The sequence below is a fragment of the Gemmatirosa kalamazoonensis genome (assembly GCF_000522985.1).
GTDB classification, from domain to species: domain Bacteria; phylum Gemmatimonadota; class Gemmatimonadetes; order Gemmatimonadales; family Gemmatimonadaceae; genus Gemmatirosa; species Gemmatirosa kalamazoonensis.
Window position 1 is genome coordinate 765,699 of sequence record NZ_CP007129.1, and the last position, 18,854, is coordinate 784,552.

The 18,854-nt window shown below is 73.3% G+C and carries 22 protein-coding genes; 2 read left to right on the forward strand and 20 right to left on the reverse strand.

The window, feature by feature from the left end:
* Nucleotides 1-31: 31 nt before the first annotated feature.
* Nucleotides 32-499 carry a cold-shock protein gene (locus tag J421_RS34555; RefSeq protein ID WP_025414094.1) on the reverse strand — a complete coding sequence of 156 codons (468 nt, stop codon included), beginning with the start codon at nucleotides 497-499 and terminating at the stop codon, nucleotides 32-34.
* A gap of 394 nt (nucleotides 500-893) precedes the next feature.
* Here J421_RS34555 and J421_RS26255 point away from each other — a divergent pair, with 394 nt between their 5' ends.
* Nucleotides 894-1,328 (forward strand): OsmC family protein, encoded by a 435-nt coding sequence (locus J421_RS26255; protein WP_025414095.1) that lies wholly within the window; start codon nucleotides 894-896, stop codon nucleotides 1,326-1,328.
* Between the two features lie 60 nt (nucleotides 1,329-1,388).
* Here the strand turns inward: J421_RS26255 and J421_RS26260 are convergent, their stop codons facing one another.
* The 14 genes from J421_RS26260 to J421_RS26320 form a co-directional block, all read right to left on the reverse strand.
* On the reverse strand, nucleotides 1,389-4,013 hold the full coding sequence (locus J421_RS26260) for an ADOP family duplicated permease (RefSeq protein WP_025414096.1): 2,625 nt from the start codon (nucleotides 4,011-4,013) through the stop codon (nucleotides 1,389-1,391).
* 13 nt (nucleotides 4,014-4,026) lie between these two features.
* A complete protein-coding gene (locus J421_RS26265; RefSeq protein WP_236646342.1) occupies nucleotides 4,027-4,365 on the reverse strand; it encodes a PadR family transcriptional regulator in 339 nt (112 codons plus the stop codon).
* A 62-nt stretch (nucleotides 4,366-4,427) separates the two neighbouring features.
* Nucleotides 4,428-5,096 carry an HD domain-containing protein gene (locus tag J421_RS26270; RefSeq protein WP_025414098.1) on the reverse strand — a complete coding sequence of 223 codons (669 nt, stop codon included), beginning with the start codon at nucleotides 5,094-5,096 and terminating at the stop codon, nucleotides 4,428-4,430.
* On the reverse strand, nucleotides 5,093-5,686 hold the full coding sequence (locus J421_RS33135) for a hypothetical protein (protein WP_025414099.1): 594 nt from the start codon (nucleotides 5,684-5,686) through the stop codon (nucleotides 5,093-5,095). Before J421_RS33135 ends, J421_RS26270 begins: the two co-directional genes overlap by 4 nt.
* Before the next feature lie 153 nt (nucleotides 5,687-5,839).
* Entirely contained in the window at nucleotides 5,840-6,442 is a 603-nt protein-coding gene (locus J421_RS33140) for an orotate phosphoribosyltransferase (RefSeq protein WP_025414100.1), read from the reverse strand.
* A gap of 11 nt (nucleotides 6,443-6,453) precedes the next feature.
* On the reverse strand, nucleotides 6,454-6,711 hold the full coding sequence (locus J421_RS33145; protein ID WP_025414101.1) for a hypothetical protein: 258 nt from the start codon (nucleotides 6,709-6,711) through the stop codon (nucleotides 6,454-6,456).
* A complete protein-coding gene (locus J421_RS26285) occupies nucleotides 6,711-6,977 on the reverse strand; it encodes a DUF2277 domain-containing protein (RefSeq protein ID WP_025414102.1) in 267 nt (88 codons plus the stop codon). Before J421_RS26285 ends, J421_RS33145 begins: the two co-directional genes overlap by 1 nt.
* A complete protein-coding gene (locus J421_RS26290; protein ID WP_025414103.1) occupies nucleotides 6,967-7,776 on the reverse strand; it encodes a ribosomal maturation YjgA family protein in 810 nt (269 codons plus the stop codon). The genes J421_RS26285 and J421_RS26290 overlap by 11 nt, the downstream gene beginning before the upstream one ends.
* Before the next feature lie 7 nt (nucleotides 7,777-7,783).
* Nucleotides 7,784-8,173, reverse strand: a complete 390-nt coding sequence (locus J421_RS26295; RefSeq protein ID WP_236646343.1) for an MmcQ/YjbR family DNA-binding protein — start codon at nucleotides 8,171-8,173, stop codon at nucleotides 7,784-7,786.
* The gene (locus tag J421_RS26300) at nucleotides 8,170-10,047 is read right to left on the reverse strand and encodes an NAD(P)-binding protein (protein ID WP_025414105.1); all 1,878 of its coding nucleotides are present in this window, start codon (nucleotides 10,045-10,047) and stop codon (nucleotides 8,170-8,172) included. The genes J421_RS26295 and J421_RS26300 overlap by 4 nt, the downstream gene beginning before the upstream one ends.
* Nucleotides 10,044-10,664: a 3-keto-disaccharide hydrolase gene (locus J421_RS26305; RefSeq protein WP_025414106.1), complete on the reverse strand. Its 621-nt coding sequence runs from the start codon at nucleotides 10,662-10,664 to the stop codon at nucleotides 10,044-10,046. Before J421_RS26305 ends, J421_RS26300 begins: the two co-directional genes overlap by 4 nt.
* 68 nt (nucleotides 10,665-10,732) lie before the next feature.
* Entirely contained in the window at nucleotides 10,733-11,761 is a 1,029-nt protein-coding gene (locus J421_RS26310; RefSeq protein WP_025414107.1) for a serine/threonine-protein kinase, read from the reverse strand.
* Nucleotides 11,745-12,629 carry a hypothetical protein gene (locus tag J421_RS26315; RefSeq protein ID WP_025414108.1) on the reverse strand — a complete coding sequence of 295 codons (885 nt, stop codon included), beginning with the start codon at nucleotides 12,627-12,629 and terminating at the stop codon, nucleotides 11,745-11,747. Before J421_RS26315 ends, J421_RS26310 begins: the two co-directional genes overlap by 17 nt.
* The gene (locus J421_RS26320; protein WP_025414109.1) at nucleotides 12,626-13,444 is read right to left on the reverse strand and encodes a maleate cis-trans isomerase family protein; all 819 of its coding nucleotides are present in this window, start codon (nucleotides 13,442-13,444) and stop codon (nucleotides 12,626-12,628) included. Before J421_RS26320 ends, J421_RS26315 begins: the two co-directional genes overlap by 4 nt.
* Before the next feature lie 230 nt (nucleotides 13,445-13,674).
* Between J421_RS26320 and J421_RS26325 the strand changes: the two genes are divergently transcribed.
* A complete protein-coding gene (locus J421_RS26325) occupies nucleotides 13,675-14,886 on the forward strand; it encodes a DUF2911 domain-containing protein (protein ID WP_025414110.1) in 1,212 nt (403 codons plus the stop codon).
* A gap of 6 nt (nucleotides 14,887-14,892) precedes the next feature.
* On the opposite strand, the gene J421_RS26330 is transcribed toward J421_RS26325, so the two are convergent.
* The 5 genes from J421_RS26330 to J421_RS26350 form a co-directional block, all read right to left on the reverse strand.
* A complete protein-coding gene (locus J421_RS26330) occupies nucleotides 14,893-17,043 on the reverse strand; it encodes a S9 family peptidase (protein ID WP_025414111.1) in 2,151 nt (716 codons plus the stop codon).
* Between the two features lie 10 nt (nucleotides 17,044-17,053).
* The gene (locus J421_RS26335; protein WP_025414112.1) at nucleotides 17,054-17,515 is read right to left on the reverse strand and encodes a GNAT family N-acetyltransferase; all 462 of its coding nucleotides are present in this window, start codon (nucleotides 17,513-17,515) and stop codon (nucleotides 17,054-17,056) included.
* Nucleotides 17,516-17,545: 30 nt separating this feature from the next.
* Nucleotides 17,546-17,716: a hypothetical protein gene (locus tag J421_RS33150; RefSeq protein WP_158508911.1), complete on the reverse strand. Its 171-nt coding sequence runs from the start codon at nucleotides 17,714-17,716 to the stop codon at nucleotides 17,546-17,548.
* 263 nt (nucleotides 17,717-17,979) lie between these two features.
* On the reverse strand, nucleotides 17,980-18,399 hold the full coding sequence (locus J421_RS26345; RefSeq protein ID WP_025414114.1) for a hypothetical protein: 420 nt from the start codon (nucleotides 18,397-18,399) through the stop codon (nucleotides 17,980-17,982).
* Nucleotides 18,400-18,405: 6 nt separating this feature from the next.
* Complete coding sequence (locus J421_RS26350; RefSeq protein WP_148306547.1) at nucleotides 18,406-18,807, reverse strand: hypothetical protein; 402 nt, start codon at nucleotides 18,805-18,807, stop codon at nucleotides 18,406-18,408.
* Nucleotides 18,808-18,854: the final 47 nt, after the last annotated feature.

The window sequence follows — 18,854 nt, forward strand, 5'->3', positions numbered from 1 at the left end:
CAGCTCCCGAGTCCCGAGTCCCGCTTAGCGACTAGAAGTCGTCGTCGTCGCTGCGACCGCCGCGGCCGCCGCCGCCCCAGTCGCCGCCGCCGCTGCGCTCGCGCCGGCCGCCGCCTTCACCGCCGCGGCCGCCCCCACCGCCGCCGCCATAGCCGCCGCCGCCCCCGCCGCCGCCGTAGCCGCCCCCGCCGCCGCTGCCGCCGTAGCCGCCGCCACGTCCGCCGCGGCCACCACCACCGCCGCCGGCGCCACCGCCACCGCCGGCGCCACCACCGGCGCTCGGAGTGCCGCCGCCGAGGCGGACGACGTTCTCAGCCTGCGGACCCTTCTGCCCCTGGCCGACCTCGAACTCCACGCGCTCGCCTTCGTCGAGCGACTTGAAGCCCGAACCCTGGATCGCCGAGAAGTGCACGAAGCAATCCTTGCCGCCGTCGTCCGGCGCGATGAACCCGTATCCTTTCTCTGCGTTGAACCACTTCACCGTTCCGGTCGTGCGCATCGTGCCTCTCCAGGCGTGGTGTTCGGGTCTCGAGTTCGACGGGTCGGCCCGCGGCCGTGCGGGTGATTCGTCGGGCCCCGCGGATCCCCGTTGCCGATACGGGGGATCCGTCGAGTTGGGGCCAAGGGTTCACGAGACGCAGCTTCCGCTCCACTGGCGCCGAGGTCGGGTGTGACGCGCGGCGCCGTCCCCTCGATCGACTCCCGGGGCACCTGCCGAGAAGATACCAGCCCCGGGCCGGCCGTACAGACGGCGCCGCGTCAGAGTCTGTGACCTGGAGAGCTCGCGGAACATTCCCCGCTCCGTCGCCTAACGCGGTGGCGGTGGCCGCGGCGACCCCGTAACGTCCGCGGGTCTCGCACGACACCACCCTCAGAGCACGGAGCACGTCACCATGCAGCGATCGGGGAACGCCGTCTGGCGCGGCGCGGGGAAGGACGGGTCGGGGACGGTGAGCACGCCGAGCGGTGCGCTGAAGGAGCAGCCGTACTCGTTCCGCACGCGGTTCGAGGACGAGAGCGGACGCGCCGGGACGAACCCGGAGGAGCTGATCGCCGCCGCGCACGCGGGGTGCTTCTCGATGGCGACCGCGTTCCAGCTCGCCGGCGCCGGCTTCACGCCCGAGGAGCTGCGCACCGAGGCGCAGATCACGATGACCCAGGGCGCCGGCGGCTGGTCGATCAGCGCCGTGAAGCTCGTGCTCCGCGCCCGCGTGCCCGGCATCGACGACGCGAAGTTCCAGGAGCTCGCGAACAACGCGAAGGCCGGCTGCCCGGTGTCGCGGGTGCTGAACGCGCCGATCACGCTGGACGCGAAGCTGGAAGGCTGACGCGGCGTGGCTGCGTGGCTGCGTGGCTGCGTGGCGTTACGCATCCACGCAGCCACGCCGCTACTCGTTCCGCAGGACCCGCATCGGATCCACCCGCGCCGCGCGGCGCGCCGGAGCGTACGCGGCGGCGAGGCACGACAGCAGCACGACGGCGGCGCCGCCCACGTAGCCCGCGGCGTCGAACGTGTTCACGATCACGAGCACACTCTCGAAGAGGTGCGACACCGCGATCGCGAGCACCACGCCGGCGCCGAGGCCGACCGCGGCGAGGCGGAGCGACTGTCCGAGGACGCCGCCGACCACGCCCCGCGCGGCCGCGCCTAACGCCATGCGGATGCCGATCTCGCGCGTGCGCTGCGCCACGAGGTACGACAGCACGCCGTAGGTGCCGAGCACCGTGAGCAGGAGCGCGATCGCGCCGATGGCGCCCGACACCATCGAGAACGCGTGGAACGGGTAGCGCTGCACGGCGAGGTAGTCGTCCATCGTGTGGATCTCATCCACCCCGCCCGGCACCACGCCCGAGATCTCGCGATCGAGCCGCTCGCGCGCGTACGTCGCGTCGCCCGCCACCCGCGCGAGCACGCGCACGCCCGGCGCGTCGACGCTCACCGGGAAGTAGACCAGCGGCCGGTCGAGCCCCGTCCCGATCCACCCGCTGACCGCGTCGCCCGCAACGCCGATCACCTCCGCGGTGCGCACGCGGGCGAGCCGGCTCCCCGCCGTCGGCTCGGCGCCGAGCTGCACGTGCTGCCCGATCGGGTCGCGCCCGGGCCACAGCCGGCGCGCCGTCGCCGCGCTCACGACCGCCACCGCGGCGCCGGCGCGCTCCTCCGCGTCGGTGAACGTCCGGCCGCGCACGATCGGGATGCCGAGCACGGGAAAGTAGCCGCCGGATACGAAATCGTACGCCGTCTGCGCGAGCGGGCGTTCGCCGAGGGCGCGCATCGGCGTCGTCGGATAGCTGCCGTCGAGCGGCGCGGACACGGAGCCGGCGAGCTCCAGCACGCCGGCGTCGCGACGCAGAACGTCGAGCGCCGGCGCGCGCGACCGATCGTCGAGCGCCACCTGCACGCCGTGCGCGGTCCGCATCCCGGTCTCCAGATGCCGCGCCTTCTGTGCGCCGCGCAGCAGCACCCCCGTCGCGATGAGCAGCAGGGCGCAGACGGTGATCTGGCCGACGACGAGCGCGCTGCGCAGCCGTCCGGGCCGGAACTCGTTCTCGAAGTTCCCGCGCGCGGCCTGCACGACGCTCGGCCGCGTCGCCTGCAGCGCCGGCACGAGGCCGAACAGCAGCGCCGAGCCCAACGCCGCGGCGAGCAGGAAGAGGAACACGCGCGTGTCCGGCGCCAGCGGCACGACGCGCATGTAGGGCACGAACTCCTGCGGCATCGTCGCGAACATGACGCGCACGCCGGCGTCGATCGACCAGCGCGACAGCAGAAAGCCGAGCACCGCCGCGGGCAGCGCGAGCAGCGCGCTCTCGGTCAGCAGCTGCGCGACGAGCCGCCCGCGGCCGGCGCCGAGCGTGAGCCGGATGCCGATCTCGCGCTGCCGCGCCAGCGCGCGGGCGAGCATCACGTTCATCACGTTCGCGCACGCGATGAGCAGCACGAGCGCGAATGCGGTGAGGATCGGCGCGAACATCGCGATCGTCTCGGCGTTCCGCGGCATCGCGCTGGCGATCGACGTGAGCTCCGCACCGACGGCGCGCAGCGAGTCGGGATTGTCGTGGGTGAGACGCGCCACGAACGGCGCGAGCGTCGCGCGCGCGTCCGCGTCGCTGCGGCCGGGACGCAGGCGCAGCACGACGGTGAGCGACGGCTCGCCCTTCGGCCCGAACAGATCCGGCGCGCCGGTGAGACGGCTCGCGAGCGTGATCGGCACCCAGAAGTCGGGAGGCACGGCACTGATGCCGCCGAATCCCTTGTCCAGCACGCCCACGACCGTGAGCGCGATGCCGCGCACGAGCAGGCGCCGCCCGACGATGCTCGAGTCGCCGCCGAAGTGGGCGCGCCACGTGTCGTAGCTCAGCACCATCACCGGCGCGCCGACGGGGGGCTCGGCGTCCTCGGGCACGAGCGTGCGGCCCAACACCGTCGTCGCGCCGAGGATCCCCAACGCGTCGCCGGTCGTCGCGGCACCGAACAGCGGTCGGCCGTCGATGCGCGTCGCGACGCGCTGGTAGGCGAAGGCCGCGGTCGCGACGGGCAGCGCGCGTGCCGCCTCGTAGCCGGTCCAGGTGAACGCGTGGCCGTGCCCCATGCGGTCGACCCACCCCAGCTCGTACAGCGAGAACGGATCGCGCACGGCGATGGGCCGCAGCACGTACGCGTCGAAGATCGTGAACGCGGTGGTGTTGAGGCCGAGGGCGAGCGCGATCGTGAGCACGACCGTGGCGACGAACGCCGGGGCGCGCCGGAAGCTCCGCAGCGCGAAGCGCACGTCGCGCTGCGCGTCGGCGAGGCGGTGGACGCGCCACACGTCGCGGACGTCCTCCTTGTGCGCCTCCACGTCGCCGAACTCGTGCCGCGCGACGCGCCGCGCGTCCTCCGCGCTCAGCCCGCGCCGCATCAATCGCTCGGCGTCGCGCTCCAGGTGGTAGCGCAGCTCCTCGTCGAGCTCCGTCTCGGTGCGCGCGTGCCGTACGAGTGCGCGGGCGCGCACGAGGAATCGTCGGAGCATGTGCTGCCTGGTCTCAGTCCTGGTCGAGGATCAGGTCGAGCGCGGAGGCGAAGCGCTTCCACTCGTCGCGCTCCACGTCGAGCTGCCGCCGGCCGGCGGCGGTGAGCGTGTAGTAGCGCGCGCGGCGGTTGTTCTCCGACGTGCCCCACCTGGCCGTCACCCACCCCTTCCCCTCGATGCGCCGCAGCGCCGGGTAGAGCGTGCCGTAGTTCACGTCGAGCACGCCGCGCGACACGGCCTGGATGGACTGCGTGAGCTCCCACCCGTTCGCCGGGCCGGCGCGCAGCAGCTTGAGCACGATGAGGTCGAGCGTGCCTTGCAGCAGGTCGGTCTTCTCGCGGTCGCGGCTCACGCGTGCTCCCTTGAGCATCCCATAGGAGCCAACGTGCGGCCCCGCGCGCGTCCTGTCAACTCCTATGGGATGATCAAAGGAACCCCGAGCTCCTCGCCGTACGCGGCGAGCAGCGTGCGCATCACGGCCGCACGCCGCCGGGCCTCGGCACGCCCCGCTTCCGTATGGAACGTGTCGGGGAGGCGCAGAAGTTTCGTGAAGAAGTGGTCGATCGAGTACCGCGCGTCGTCGAGCGGCCGCGACCCGGCCCAGGGGTCGTCGGGGTGGCTGAACTGCGCGCCGAAGCGGACGCCGGTCGCGATGCAGCGGAACGTGCCGATCACGCCGAGCGCCTCGAGCCGGTCGGCGTCCTGCAGCGCGCGGCCTAACGGCGACGCGGGCACCGCGCCGCGCGTGAAGCTGTGGTCGCGCACCGCGTCCGCGACGAGCGTCGTCTCCGCGGCCGAGTAGCCTAACGTCGGCAGCAGCTCGCGCGCGACCGCGGCCGACAGCTCGCTCGCCCGCGCGCGCTCGGGGCTCGTCTTCGGCACGTTCACCACGTCGTGCAGCAGCGCCGCGGCGACGGCGAGCCGCGGATCGACCTCGGGGCCCCCGAGCCGCAGCGTCCAGTGCGCGACACGCAGCAGATGTCCCTCGTCGTGCGCCGCGTCGGTCGCCATGCGCGCGCGCACCTCGGCGAGGATGGCGCGCAGGGCCGGATCGGCGTCGATGACGTCGTGGATGGAGGTCACTGCGCCCCGCGATCCACCTCGGCCACGCGGCGCGCCGCCTCGGCCCAGTCCACCGCGGGCGCGACGTCGAGATCTTCCATCTCGAGCGTGGCGAGCGCGCGCTCGATCACGGGCGCGCCGAGCGCGGGGGGCAGCGCCTGGCCGAAGTCGAGCTCCGCGCGGCGGCAGAGCCGCTCCTCGCGCGGCATCTGCGACGGATCGTCGCCCGAGCCGAACGCCTCGCGCAGCGCGTGCACGCGCGCGTGCATCCCCTCGTGCACGATCGACGCGGCCACCGGCGCGGCGGTGATGTCGCGGCGCGCGAGGAAGGTCAGCTCCGTCAGGCACGCGCGCCCGTCGGGGAAGAACGCGCCGCGACACGGGAACCGCGCGACCCGGAACTCGCGCAGGTCGCGCCGCAGGTGGCGCAGCCGCAGCGGCGCGTGACGCTCGATCAGGGCGAGCGCCTCGTCGAGCCGCGCGATCACGTCGGCCGTCGCGATGTCGGGGCGCGTGTTCTCCACCACGACGCGGAACCCGCGCACCTCGCGCACCTCGGGCTCGGGCGCCGCCGGACGTCCCAGCAGCGCGGAGATGATCTTGGACAGCATGCGAACCTCTGTTGAAGCGGCGCTGATACCTCGGCGCTGATCGTGCGGCTCTGATACGGCGGCGCCGATACCACGCCTTATCAGCGCCGCGGTTCCAGCGCCGAAGTTACAGCGCCGCCGTATCAGCGCCGCCCCACCCACAATATGGCGTCCTCAGCTCGCGGCGTCCTCCAGCGGCGCGCCGGCCGCGCAGAGCGGACACTCGCCGGGGTTCCACAGCGCGTACGCGGAGCGCGCCGGCGACACGACCGGAATTCCCTGCGCGTCGAAGTGCGCTGCGCCCGCGTCGCCGAGGACGAGCAGCGCGCCGACGACCACCGGCTCGGCCCCGTGCGCGCGCAGCTCGGCGACCGTGCCGCGCATCGCGGAGCCGGCGCTCATCACGTCGTCGACCACCGCGACGCGACGCCCGCGCACGCGAGCCGCGAGCGCCGGCGGCAGCCGGTACTGCGCGCGGTACATCCCATGGGAGTCCGTCGGCATGTGCCGCTCGGCGAACGCGAACTCCGCGTCGAGCTCGCGCGCGACGAGCTGGGCGAGGAACGCGCCGCCGAGCAGCGGCCCGCACACGACGTGCGGCGCGTACGGGCGGATCGCGGCGGCGAGCGCGGTGACGAACGGCGCCACGCCGCGCGCGTCGGCGAACAGCGGATCGAGGTCGAGCCACAGCGCACCGTGGTGCCCCGACTCCAATCGGAAGTGCCCGCGCCGCCCGGCGACGAGCGCGAGGAACGCGTCGGCCGAGGCGTCGGGCACGCGCGATCTCGTTAGGCGCCGCGCGGCGCGATGCCGCCGAGCAGCGACTCGATCTGCCGCGCGCAGATCGCCGCGAGCCGCGCCGGCGGCACCCCGCGCTCCACGGGATCGCGCAGCACCTCCGCCACACACAGCAGGCTCGCGCCGAGCGCGGCGCTGAACTGCGCGTCCTGCGGGAGCGCGAGCAGCTCGGCGCGGCTGCGATCGCCGAGGTGGCGCGAGAGCTCGCCGCCGACGCGGTCCGCGAACTCCATCGGATCCGTCGGCATCACGCGAAGCGGCGGCGGTTGCGCTCGCGCGCCTTCTGCAGCTCCGTCTCGCGGTCGCGCGGCGGCGCATGGATCTCGAGCGAGCGCACGAGACGCTCGGCGGCCGCGGCCACCTCCTCGACGGCGCGGTCGAACGCGGCCTCGTTCGCGCGCGACGGGCGTGTCGTGCCGCTCAGCTTGCGCACGAACTGGAGCGCCGCGGCGCGGATCTCGTCGTCCGTCGCCGGCGGCTCGAAGTTCGCGAGCGTTCTGATGTTACGGCACATGCGCGCGGTCCTCGGCGGCGGAGAGGGGAACGTTGGACGGGAGGTTTTGTCCAATACTGCCGGCGCCGCGCGGTTCGCGCCAGCGCACGGTGCCGACGAGCGCGAGCAGCACCGCGAGCGTCATCGGCACGAAGCCCCACGACGGGTGCAGCACGCGGCGCAGCAGCGGGTCGGCGATCGTGCCCGACGGCGCACGCGTGAGCCGCCAGTACACGACGGCCAGCACGAGCGCGGACAGCGCACCCGGCACGCGGCGCCACCATCCGCGCCGCCAGAGCGACACGACCAGCGTGGCCGCGCCGAGCGTGACGAGCGCCACGCCCGCCGTCGGGAGCCGCACGAACGGCACGCCGCCGACGACGCGCGCGTGGGCCGCCGGCGTGAACACCGCCGCGAGCTGGAGGAGTCCGGCGACGAGCAGCACGCGGTCCGCCGCGCGCTCGATCAGCGCGGCGACGAGCACGCCTAACGCGTACGCCGCGAGGTCGCGCGCGTCGAAGCCGGAGCCGAGCACGAGGTGGCCGAGCGTCGTGCCGCGCACCGCGTCGAGCGCGGGCGCGTGATACAGCTGGCTCACCTCGACCACGAAGCAGAGCGCGAGCGCGACGGCGGCGCGACGCGGCAGCGCTACGTCAGGCACCGCCGCGCCGACCCACCACGCGATCATCGCCGCCCACAGCGCGTCGCCGACGAAGTCGCGCGCGGCGGCGGGCATCGCCGACCCGCCGAGGTGCACGGCGAGGCCGACCGCGATCGTGGCGACGGCGAGCGCGACGTACGTGCCGCGAGCGGGCCTCACGCGTCGGTCACTCCACCGTCCGGCGCAGGTCGGCCGGCGCCTGCGTGCGCCACGCCGCGGGGATGAGCGTCTCGAGGTCGGCGACGGTCACCGCATCGAGTCGCACGAGCACGGCGGGAAAGCCCGCGTAGTGCGGCTCGGTGAAGAACTTCTCCGGTTCGGCGGCGATCATCAGATCCCGCTGCGCGAGATTGGGCACGCGGACGGCGACCACGCCGTCGTTGGGCACGCGCGGCTTCTTCGGGATGACGCGCTCCATCCAGACCCAGAGGAAGCCTTTCGGCTTGCCGCGATGGCGGACGCTGAACGCGAAGCGGTCCGCGGCCTCCTCGACCTCGGGCAGCGCGAGCGCGATGCGGCGGACGTCGGCCTGGGTCGCCATGCGGGTCGTCGTCACGCGCCGGCGAGCTGTCGCACCGCGCGGTCCGCCTCGCGGATGGAGTTGCGGTGGTCCGCCGCGCCCGCGAGGTCGGTGTTCGCGAACGCGATGCGGCCGTGCGGCCGGTCGCGCAGCACGTCGCGCGGCGCCGGCTTCCCGTCGACGCCGAAGAAGAAGCCGGGCTGCGGATTCACGTACGCGTGCCCCCATCGGTTCAGGATGATCCCCGCGATGTCGCGCCTCGGGTCGAAGCCGCCGGCCGAGAACATGTCGCCGAGCTGCTCGCGGAACGCGCGCTCGTACTGCGCGAACGACGTGGCGAACAGCTCCGCGCGTCCGCGGCTCCCCTGCTCGCCGATCGGCAGTCCGGGGCGCGCGAACAGCACCTTGATCGTCAGCGCCGTCGGCGAGTCGGGTCCGAAGGTATCGGTGCCGACGAGCGTCGGCATCTTGCGCACGGCGAGGTAGTCGCCGAGCCCCCCGAACCAGCGGCATCCCGTCATGCCCATGCGGTACAGGAAGCGCCAGTTGCGCACCGCGACGTTCGCCATGAGGCACGGCGAGCGGTAGAACTGCGCGTACGCGTCGCGGTGGCTCTGCGGCAGATCGTGCACGACGTGCTTCGTCGTCCAGCTGCCGCCGGCCATGACGACCTTTCGTGCTCTCACGCGAAAAAGTCGGCCGCCCTTCGCGTAGGTGAGCGCGACGTGCGACGCGCTCGTCGGATCACCGGCGTGCTGCACGCGGACCACCGTGGCGCCGAGCCGGATGCGCGTCGGCCGGCCGGCGCGGTCGAGCGCCGCGAAGCGCACGCGGTCGTGCCACACCGCCTCGACGGTGCGCGGCCCGTCGAAGGCCTCGGGCACGAGCGTCTTCACCATGAGCCGCGCGAAGCCCGCGTTGCCGTCCGGGAACATCTGGTCGCCTAACGCGTCGTCGCCGTCCTCGGGGAACTCGGTCTCGATCGCATACGCGCAGTAGCCCGAGAGCGCGTCGGGTCCCAGGCCGTAGCCGCCGCCTTCCACGGGCGACAGAAACGTGCGCACCGTCTCACGGCTGATGCCGTGCCGCTGGATGAGCAGATCCTCGAGCGTGATCGTGTCGAGCTGGCGCGAGATCGCGTCGCCTTCGGTCTTCGGGCGCGGACCGCCGTCGCGTACCGTGCGCCAGCGCAGCAGATCCGCCTTCGCCGCGTCGCTCAGCGGCGCGCCCTCGAGCTTCCGTCCCCACGGGTCGAGCACCCACACGCCCGGCTTCACGCCGAAGCCCGGGCCGAAGTAGAAGCCGTAGTTGCGCGGCTGGTCGTAGGGGCTCTTCGCCAGCGGCATCTCGGGGTCGGGGCCGCGCCAGCGCTGATACTCGAACGCTCGGCGGTCCATCCCGATCGTGTCGTAGAAGCTCTCGGTGTAGCCGCCCTTCCCCGGCACGAGGAAGATGGCCGAGCCCTGGTGCGCGACGACGCGCTGGCCGTCGACGAGGAACTCGTTGCGCTTCGCCTCGCCGCCGAACATCGGGTGGTTGTCGAGCACGAGGCAGCGGCCGCCCTCGCGCTTCTGGAAGAACACCGCCGCGGCGAGGCCGCTGATGCCGCCGCCGACGATCGCGAGATCGTACGTCTCGCCGGTGTCGACGGCGCTCGCGATCGAGCGCTCGTACCTGCCGTCGCGCATCGCGTGCGCGGCGCTCATCACCTCGTAGGTGTTGCCGTTGGAGCGCGCGTAGTCGCCGACGCCGCCGTAGCCGGTCCAGTCGTCGTCGGCGAGCGGCATCGAGAGCACGTTAGGCAGCAGCATCCCCGCGCCGGCGGCGAGCGTGCCGTTGACGAAGTCGCGCCGGGAGATCGGCTCGTGCATGCCGAGCCGATCGTCGCCCCGTCCGTCGTACGCGCTCATCGGCCGAGCGGCCGGATCATGATGTTGCGGTAGTGCACCTCGCTCCCCGGATCGTGCCCCTGCAGCGCGATGGTGCCGCCCGTCAGGCGGGTGGGCGACCCCTCTGGCTCGGTGTAATCCACGAGCTGCCGGTCGTCGACGAAGATCTGCACGCGGCGGCCGCGCACGATGGTGTGGATCGTGAACCACGTGTCGTCGCGCCCCGCCTCGCGGATGTCCCGCACGGCGTAGAGGCTCCCGGTGCGGCGCCAGTCCTGCGCGAACGAGTTGTTGACCTGCACCTCGTAGCCCTTCGACGGCCAGTCGCTCGGCTGATACTCGGTGCGGATGAAGATCCCCGAGTTCGCGCCGGGTCGCGTGAGCACGTCGGCCTTCAGCTCGAAGTCGCGGAAGTCGTGGTTCATCACCGGACCGTCGTAGAACAGGTGCGCCCGCGGCCCGTGCACGACGATCTCGCCGTTCTGCACGCTGAACGTCGCCGGGTTCTCGCTCGCGCGCCATCCGTCGAGCGTGCGGCCGTCGAACAGTGGGACCCAACCGTCGGTGCGGCCCGCCGTCGCGGCCGAGGAGCAGGCGACGATCGCGAGCGCGGAGGCGAGCCGAGTGATGGTCTTCATGCGCGGTGCGGTGAGAGGGTCGGCCGGGCGTCCGACAAGTATGGCACCGGAGCACCGCTCACGCGCGCTCACGCGCGCACCCGCCACTCCACGGTCTCCCGCACGACGGGGAACGCCGCCGCGGCGAGCGCGCGCCACCCCGGCCGCTCGACCGCCGGCGCCGGAAGCAGCGGCCGCAGCTCGGCGCGCGCCGTCGCCGCGTCGGGGCGGTTCGCCCGCGTGCGCGACAGACAGCGCCGCAGCCAGCGCAGGAACGGCTCGCCCATGTGCACGAGCGGCTCGCCGTCGAACGACGGCGTCCCGTGCAGGTGCCCGTGCACCGCGCCCTCGATGTCCGTCGCGTCCACCGGCGGGCGGCCGAACACGAGCTCGTAGAGCGTGCAGCCGAGCGCGTAGACGTCGCTGCGTCCGTCGACCGGCCGGCCGAGGATCTGCTCGGGCGCGCAGTAGCTCGGGCTTCCGACGAGGCGCCGGGAAGGCGCCGCCGCGTCGCGCGGGCAGGCGACGCCGAGGTCGATGAGCACGAGCCGACCCGACGCGTTCACGAGCAGGTTCGACGGCTTCACGTCGCGGTGCACGAGCCCCGCCGCGTGCAGCGCGGTGAGCGCGGAGAGTCCCTCGTCGGCCACGCGCAGCACCTGCTCGCGCGCGAGCGTGGCCGCGCCGTCGATGTGCGCGCGCAGCGTGTCGCCCTCGATCCACGGCATCACCATGAAGAACGTGCCGAGCGCCGCGAAGACGTCGAGCACGCGCACGATCCCCGGGTGGTCGAGCTGCACGAGCAGCCCCGCCTCGCGCACGAACTCGTCGGGCCCGCCCGGCGCGAGCGCGTGCGCGTGCGACAGCATCTTCAGCGCGAGCGGGATGCCGAGCAGCGGGTGACGCGCGCGCAGCACGCGCCCCGACCCGCCCTCGCCGATGATCCCGTCGACGACGAAGCGGCCCGCGAGCGGCGCGGCGCCCGGCGCGCACAGCGCCCGAGCCACCATCTCCGTGACCGCCTGCCCCAGCTGCGCCGCGACGGGGGCGCCGTCTGTCAGGCACTCGCCGCGCAGCAGCGCGTCGGCGAGCGCCCGCGCCTCATCGGCCGAACTCATAGGCGCGCTGCTGCAGTCGCTCGCGTCCCCCGTCGGCGATCTCGAGGCCGAGGTCGAAGCGGTCCAGCAGCGCGCGCACGTCGGGGACGTCCATCGAGCCGTAGCGCTCGAGGCGCAGCGCGGGGCGCCCGTCGACCATGGCCGGCCGGTGGAACGAGATCACGGTCGTCGACATCTCCGCGTAGCCCGGGTAGTTGTCGTGCGCGACGTTCTCCGACTCGTGGCGGATCAGCTGCATGTTCACGATGTGTCGGAAGTCGAAGATGAGCGGCGCCGGCTTCCAGTGCGCGGGCTCCTCGATGCCCGTGCGGTGGTGGCTGAGGTTCGCGGACGTGATGTAGAGGTAGCGCTCCGGGAGCTGCTCGATCGCGCGCGCGACGACCTTGTTGCTCGGGCAGCGGTAGCCGGGGACGATGGTCTGCGCGGTGCGCACGTCGCCGTCGCGGCCCGTCATGTGATCCGGCAGATCCGCGGCCGCCGGCCCGCGAATGCCGATCGGCCCGCGGTTGAGGAACGCCTCCATCACGTCGAGCACGCGCTTCTCGCTCAGCGTGTGCGGCAGCTTCGCGAAGTCGAACAGCGTCGGGATGCGCAGCGTGGTGGTGCCGATCGATCCCGTCTGCGTCGGCGGCCGCCCCTTCCACACGTTCATCTGCGCGACGGTCGCGGCGTCGGCGCGCGTGTAGATGACGTAGAAGTTCGCGAACCCCGCGGCGAGCGGCAGCCCCTCGACGAGCGCCTCCGCGGCGAGCTCGATGTCGGCCTCGTTCGCGAGACAGAGCAGCTTCGTCACATCGAGCTCGTAGCCGCTCTGCGTGCGCGCCACGAGCGTGCTGAGCTCCGCGCGCGGCGTCGTGGAGTGCGTCATCGCGTCACCTCCCGCGGCCGCGTCGCCAGCGCGTCGTACGACGGCACCGGCGCCGCCGGCCGCGCGAGGAAGCTGCCGAACCCCGGGATCGCCGGGTCGAGCTGCAGCGCGCGCAGGATCGACCGCGTGGTCGCCGCGGCGGCCGAGAGACAGGGCAGCCCGACGCGCGCTTCGGCCGGCTGCAGCGCGCGGAGCGACGGCATCTGCACGCAGCTCGAGAGCACGACCGCGTCCGCGCGACGCACGTCGAGCCGCGTGGCGGATAGGTCGACGAGGTCCTGCTGCGGGAGCCGTCCGACCTCGCAGTTGTCCGACACCGAGAGGCTGATCGCGTCGACGACCTCGACGCCGGCGCTCGCCTCGATGTACGAGACGACGATCCGCGTCAGCTCCGGCACGTACGGCGCGACGAGCGCCACTCGCGCGTAGCCGGCGGCGCGGATCTCGTCGACGAGGGCGCCCGCGCTGGTGACGATCGGCGCCGCCCACCCCGACTCGGCGGCCGACGCGTGCAGGCGCTCGGCCACCGCCTCGTGCGCGCGCGGGCCCTGGACCATGACGGCGACGAGGCACGCGTACGCCTGGACGTCGCACTGCGCGTCGGCGAGGTAGGCGGCGCACGCCGCGCCCTCGCGGTCCATCGCGAGCAGCGCCTCGGCGGTCACCTTCTTCATGCGCATGCGCGCGCCGTGGAACGTGAACGCGACGCCCGCGGCGGCCTCGTACGCGCGCAGCAGCGCGGGGACCTCGGTCTCCATCGTGACGTTCGAGCTGGGCACGATGAGCCCGACACGGTAGGGCGGAACGGTCGACACGCACGCCTCCCGAAGGACGAGGGGGCCAAGGTAGCATCGCCCGGAGAACGGAGCGAGCTCGGGCGGCTCGACGGAATCCGTTAGGCGGTCCCCGGCACCGCGGGCGTTCGTCCCGCGCCCGATGCGTCCCATCACTGGTGCACGCGACTCGGCGCAACGGGCGTCGCGGCCGCGCGCGCGCCGAGTATGCTTCCCCGCACCGCCGTCGACCGCCCGCCACCGACCATGCCATGACGCGCCTCCTTCTCGCCGCGCTCGTGCTCCTCGCGCTGCCCGCGTGCCGTCCCGCCGCGCCCGCGGAGCACTACGGCTTCGTCGCCCGACTCGGCCGCGACACCGTCTCCGTCGAGAGCGTGACGCGCCGCGGCAACGAGGTGACCAGCGACGCCGTCGACCGCTTCCCGGTCGTGCGACGCCGGCACACCGAAATCGAGCTCGCCCCCGACGGCGGCATCCGGCATCTCGTGATGGACATCCACACGCCGAGCGAGCCGACGAACGAGCGCGAGCGCCACGTCGTCGCCGACGTGACGCGCGACTCCGTGCGCGTGACGAAGACCGACGGCGCGGGCACCGTGGAGCGCGCGTTCGCCACCGGCGGCGGCACGGCGATGGCGCACGTGCCGCAGATGTACAGCCTCTACGAGCTGTACTTCGACGCCGCGTTGAAGCGCGCCGCGGCGACGCACCGCGCCGCCGGCGACACCGTGCAGATGCGGCAGTTCTACGTCGACCGCGAGTTCGACCGCTTCCCGCTGCACCACGGCATCGTGCGCCCGCTGGCCGGCGGCCGCGCGGAGATCATGCACGACTGGCTCTCCGGCATCGGCGAGGCGACGTTCGACTCCGCGTACCGGATGCAGAGCTACTCCGGCGCGCGCACGACGTACCTCGTGGACGTGCAGCGCGTGACGACGCCGCCCGACGTGCGCGCCGTCGCCGACCGGTTCGAGGCGCTGGAGACGAAGAGCGGCCCGCGCCAGCTCAGCGTCCGCGACGTGCTGCACGCCGACATCGGCGCGGCGACGTTCACGGTCGACTACGGCCGGCCGCTCGCGCGCGGCCGCACGCTGCTCGGCGAGGTCATCCCGTACGACCGCGTCTGGCGCACCGGCGCGAACGCCGCGACGGAGTTCACGACGTCGGCGCCGATCACGCTCGCGGGCCTCGCCGTGCCCGCGGGGAAGTACACGCTGTGGACGCTGCCGCACCCGGGCGGCGCCGTGGAGCTGATCGTGAATCGCCAGACCGGCCAGTGGGGCACCGGCTACGGTCCCGCGCACGACCTCGGGCGCTCGCGCATGACGACGGAGACGCTCGCGACGCCGGTGGAGCAGTTCACGATCTCCGTGGTGCCGGGCGACGCGCGACACGGCACGCTCGCCATGGCGTGGGGGCCGTTCCGGTGGACGGCGCCGATCGAGGTGCGCGGGGGCAACTGACGCGGCCTAACGCGCGCTCCCCGACGCGACGTTCGGGCGCAGGTGCTGCTTGAAGAACGCGTCCACGCGCTGCCACGCGTCGCGCACCACGAAGCTGCGGTCGAAGTAGTGGAACTCGCCCGGGTAGACCATGAAGTCGACCAGGCTGCCCTTCCCTGCCTTCAGCAGGTGGTCGATCAGCAGCACGGAGTGAACGAACGGCACGTTCACGTCCGCGCTGCCGTGCAGGATCAGCAGCGGGCGTTGCAGCCGGTCCACGTGATACATGGGCGCCGCCTGCGCGTAGACCTCCGGATGCTCCTGCGGCGTGCCGATGCGGCTCGTCGTCCACCCGCCGTGGTACGGATCGTCGTAGTAGAGCGTGTAGTCGGCGACGCCGGCGACGTCCACCGCCGCGCGGAACAACGTCGGCTCCTGGGTGACGGCGAGCAACGTGAAGAAGCCGCCGTAGCTCAGTCCCCACACGCCGATGCGATCGCCGTCGACGTAGCCGAGCGACTTGAGGTAGGTCGCGGCCATGCGCGCGTCCTTCGCGTCCTTGCCCCCGACGTCCATGTACACGTCGTTGCGCCAGTCGCGCCCGTACCCGATGCTGCCGCGATAATCCGGTGCGATGACGACGTAGCCCTGCTGCAGCAGGTACTGATGGAACTCGTAGTAGACGGCCTCGTTCCGGTCGGTGTGCCAGCCGTCGTAGTTCTGGTTCACGCCGTCCGGATGGATCCACACGATCGCCGGGTGCTGCGTGGCGCGGTCGAGGTGCTTCGGCACGAAGAGCCACGCCGGCACCGGCTTCCCGTCGGGGCCGGGATAGTGGATCAGCTGCGGCGCGACCAGCTCGTTCTTGTCGATGCTGTTAGGCATCGACGAGGTCAGACGCGTCACGGCCGCGTTCGCGCGGGCGTCGGCGACGTACAGGTCGGCGGAGTTCCGCGCGTCGGTATGCTGGAACAGCAGGCGTCTGTCGTCGGGCGACCACTGCGGGGCGGTGTTCGTGCCGGGGCCCGAGGTCACGGTGACGATGGTCGCGGCGGCCGGGTCATCGCCGATCGTCGCGACCTCGATCTGACGCGTGCCCGGCTTGTCGGCGGTGTTCGCGTCCCACGCGATGCGCTTGCTGTCGTGCGACCAGACGGCGCGCCAGTGCTCGCCCGGTGCCTTCGTGATCTGCACCGGTGTGCCGCCGGCGGTGGACACGACGTAGAGCTGGTCCCAGCCGGTCGCGTCGCTCGTGTACAGCAGCCAGCGTCGGTCCGGCGAGAGCGCGTTGGTCGTCGTGTTCACGGAGCTGAAGAACCGCGCGACCGTGTCGACGTGGAGCACCACCGGTGGGCCGCCACCGACGTCGATCGACTCCGTCGTGCGCATCCGCCCGTCGCTCGAGCTGCGCGTCGACAGGAAGTGCGTGGCATCGATCCACGCACCGCGACCGCCGCGCGCGAGCGGTTGGGGCGTGCCGCCGCTCGCGGGGACGATGAACGTCGTATCGCCACCGCGTCCGCCGAACTCGGTGGCGACGAAGATCAGCTTCGCGCCGACCTCGGGGGGCGACGCGAAATGCTGCCTCGGGCCGCCTCGGCCGCCGACGCTGTACGTGAGGCGCTCGCCGGTGGGCATCCACGCGAGTGCGCCGAGGGTGCTGTCGCCGTGCGCGATCCTCTCGTCCGCGTTCGTCGCGATGGTGTGCACGATCAGGTCGACGCCGCCCGACGACGATGGCGCGAGGAAGGCGACGCGCGTGCCGTCGGGCGAGAGCGCGAATCCGCGCGCCTGCGCCGCCGACGGCCACGCGGTGTGCGGCGTGCCGCCGTTCACCGACACGGCGAGCAGGCCGCCGTCTCGAGGGAAGAAGAAGGTCTGGCCGTCCCTGCTCCAGAAGCTCCCGCCGGCGGTCTGCCCCTCGGCGTAGCTGGTGAGCGCGACCGCTGGACCGCTGCCGTCGGCGGGGACGGCCCACACGTTGTTGATCCCGCCATCGTCGTAGGTGAACCAGACGTGACTGCCATCGGGCGTCCACTGGTGCCCCGACGGATGCTTGATCTGGATCAACTGATCGATCGTGAGCTTCGACGGCGCGCGCGGCGTGGCCGTCTGCGCCGCGGCGGCTCCGGCGAGCAGCGCCGTGGCCGCGAGGAAGAGCGTTCCCGAGGTGTGCATGGCTGCTACGCTAGATCGGTGTCGTGAACCGCCGCCCGGTGTACGCGAGCCCGCAGGCGGGGTAGAACGCGTGCGCGTCGGCGCGCTGCTCGCCGCTCGTCACGGTGAGCCGCACGCAACCACGCGCCGCCGCCCATCGCTTCGCGTCGTCCACCAGTCGGCGTCCGACGCCGCGTCCCCGCGCGGCGCGCGTGACGACGAGCGCGGTGATCAGCGCCACCGGCCCCGCCGCGTGCAGCACCGCATGCGCCGCGATCGTCATGAGGCCGAGCGGCTCGCCGGCCGCGTCGAGCGCGAGCCATGCCGCTCCGCCTTCGGCACGGAGCGCGTCGAGGCGCGCCGGCAGCGGCGCCTCGTCGGTCGGGTGACCGAGCTCGGTGAGCAGTGCCGCGACGGCCGCGGCGTCGGCGGCGGTCACGTCGCGCACGACGACGGAGTCGGTGTCGTCGGTCGACACGGTCTCGATGCGCACGTCAGCGGAGGGCCGCCGGATCGGACCGCGTCACTCGTCGCCGGCGCTCGAGGAGCCGCCGTAGCCCGGCCGCTTGCGGCTGCCCTTCGGGGGCGGGGCTCCGGCCGGTCGTTTTCCCGGCGTGGGCTTCGGCTTGCCGCGGCCGCCGGGTGGACGGCCACCGCCCGGCTTCGGGTCGCGTCCTTTCTTGCCGCCTTTCATGAGGTCTCTCGCGTCGAATGGGTGGGTGCGGCCCGACGTCGCCACGCCGCCTAACGCTAGTTGTCGCCCGCTTCCCGCTGCACTTCCTCGCGACATCGCGTGCACAGCCACGTCCGGCGCGCACCGATCGCCGCCGCGTCGCCATCGGCCGCCGACATGAAGTCCAGCCATGAGCTCCCGGGCCGCGCCCGACAGCGCGCGCACGGCTCGGGCTCGACCGGCCCGCGGTCCTTTCGCTCCGAGAAGATCACGAGTGCGACCCGTTAGGCAGCGTCGGGGCTCGGCGCCGGTGCGCGCCACCGCGCGAGCAGCGCCGCCGCGGCCCGCGCGCCGAGGTACACGCCGAGGTACGAGCACGCCAGATCCGCGGCCGAGAGCGTGCGATCGGGGAAGAACGCCTGCGACGCCTCCTCCATCGTGATCGCGGCGGCGACGAGCACGCTGCCGAGCTGCGGCGCGAGACCGCCGAGCCGGATCCGCCGCCCGCCGAGCGCGAGGTCGACGAGGAGCGTGAGCACGGCGAGCAGCGTCACGTGGCCGACCTTGTCGCCACCCGGCCAGTCGTAGAGGTGCTTGATGAACGGCGGCAGCGTGTTGCGGTCCGCCGCGACGACGATGGCCGCGAAGCCGAGGAGCGACGCGGCGGCGAGGACGGCGATGACGATTCGCCGGGCGTTAGGCACCGGCCGTCAGTGCGGGGTCGGCACGCGGAACTCGCTGCGCGGCGTGACGCGCGCCGCGGCATCCGGGCGTGGCGCGCGCTCCGCGGCGGTGCGCTCGGCGAGCAGCCGCGCCGCGAACCGCTGGGCCTCCGCGACGCGCTCCACCTCGACGGCCGTGCTCTCGACGGTGTGCCGGAGCCCGTCGAGCTGCGGGCGCAGCGCGGCGACGGCGCGCTCGACGGCCCGTTCCGCGACGCGCGCCGCGTCGTCGGCCGCGTGCCCGGCCGCGTCCCGAGCGGCCCGCCGCGCCCCGAATCGCGCGCCGAGCCACGCGGCGATGGTGCTGCTCACCGTGGCGATCGCCCCGGCGGCGCCGAACAGCAGCAGGTAGTGCTCGCGCATGGTGCCGTGCCAGAAGGGAGGAAGCATATGACGGCGGTGTGGGAGCGGAACGGGTGGACCTCGAATGCTAACCG

Excerpts from the sequence above, each read along its gene's own strand:
- J421_RS33145 (WP_025414101.1), bottom strand. The coding sequence starts at position 6,711 with ATGCCGACGGATCCGATGGAGTTCGCGGACCGCGTCGGCGGCGAGCTC.
- J421_RS26285 (WP_025414102.1), bottom strand. The coding sequence starts at position 6,977 with ATGTGCCGTAACATCAGAACGCTCGCGAACTTCGAGCCGCCGGCGACG.
- J421_RS26350 (WP_148306547.1), bottom strand. The coding sequence starts at position 18,807 with ATGCTTCCTCCCTTCTGGCACGGCACCATGCGCGAGCACTACCTGCTG.
- J421_RS26260 (WP_025414096.1), bottom strand. The coding sequence starts at position 4,013 with ATGCTCCGACGATTCCTCGTGCGCGCCCGCGCACTCGTACGGCACGCG.
- J421_RS26330 (WP_025414111.1), bottom strand. The coding sequence starts at position 17,043 with ATGCACACCTCGGGAACGCTCTTCCTCGCGGCCACGGCGCTGCTCGCC.
- J421_RS26325 (WP_025414110.1), top strand. The coding sequence starts at position 13,675 with ATGACGCGCCTCCTTCTCGCCGCGCTCGTGCTCCTCGCGCTGCCCGCG.
- J421_RS34555 (WP_025414094.1), bottom strand. The coding sequence starts at position 499 with ATGCGCACGACCGGAACGGTGAAGTGGTTCAACGCAGAGAAAGGATAC.
- J421_RS26255 (WP_025414095.1), top strand. The coding sequence starts at position 894 with ATGCAGCGATCGGGGAACGCCGTCTGGCGCGGCGCGGGGAAGGACGGG.
- J421_RS26305 (WP_025414106.1), bottom strand. The coding sequence starts at position 10,664 with ATGAAGACCATCACTCGGCTCGCCTCCGCGCTCGCGATCGTCGCCTGC.
- J421_RS33150 (WP_158508911.1), bottom strand. The coding sequence starts at position 17,716 with ATGAAAGGCGGCAAGAAAGGACGCGACCCGAAGCCGGGCGGTGGCCGT.
- J421_RS26315 (WP_025414108.1), bottom strand. The coding sequence starts at position 12,629 with ATGACGCACTCCACGACGCCGCGCGCGGAGCTCAGCACGCTCGTGGCG.
- J421_RS33135 (WP_025414099.1), bottom strand. The coding sequence starts at position 5,686 with ATGCTGTCCAAGATCATCTCCGCGCTGCTGGGACGTCCGGCGGCGCCC.
- J421_RS26300 (WP_025414105.1), bottom strand. The coding sequence starts at position 10,047 with ATGAGCGCGTACGACGGACGGGGCGACGATCGGCTCGGCATGCACGAG.
- J421_RS26310 (WP_025414107.1), bottom strand. The coding sequence starts at position 11,761 with ATGAGTTCGGCCGATGAGGCGCGGGCGCTCGCCGACGCGCTGCTGCGC.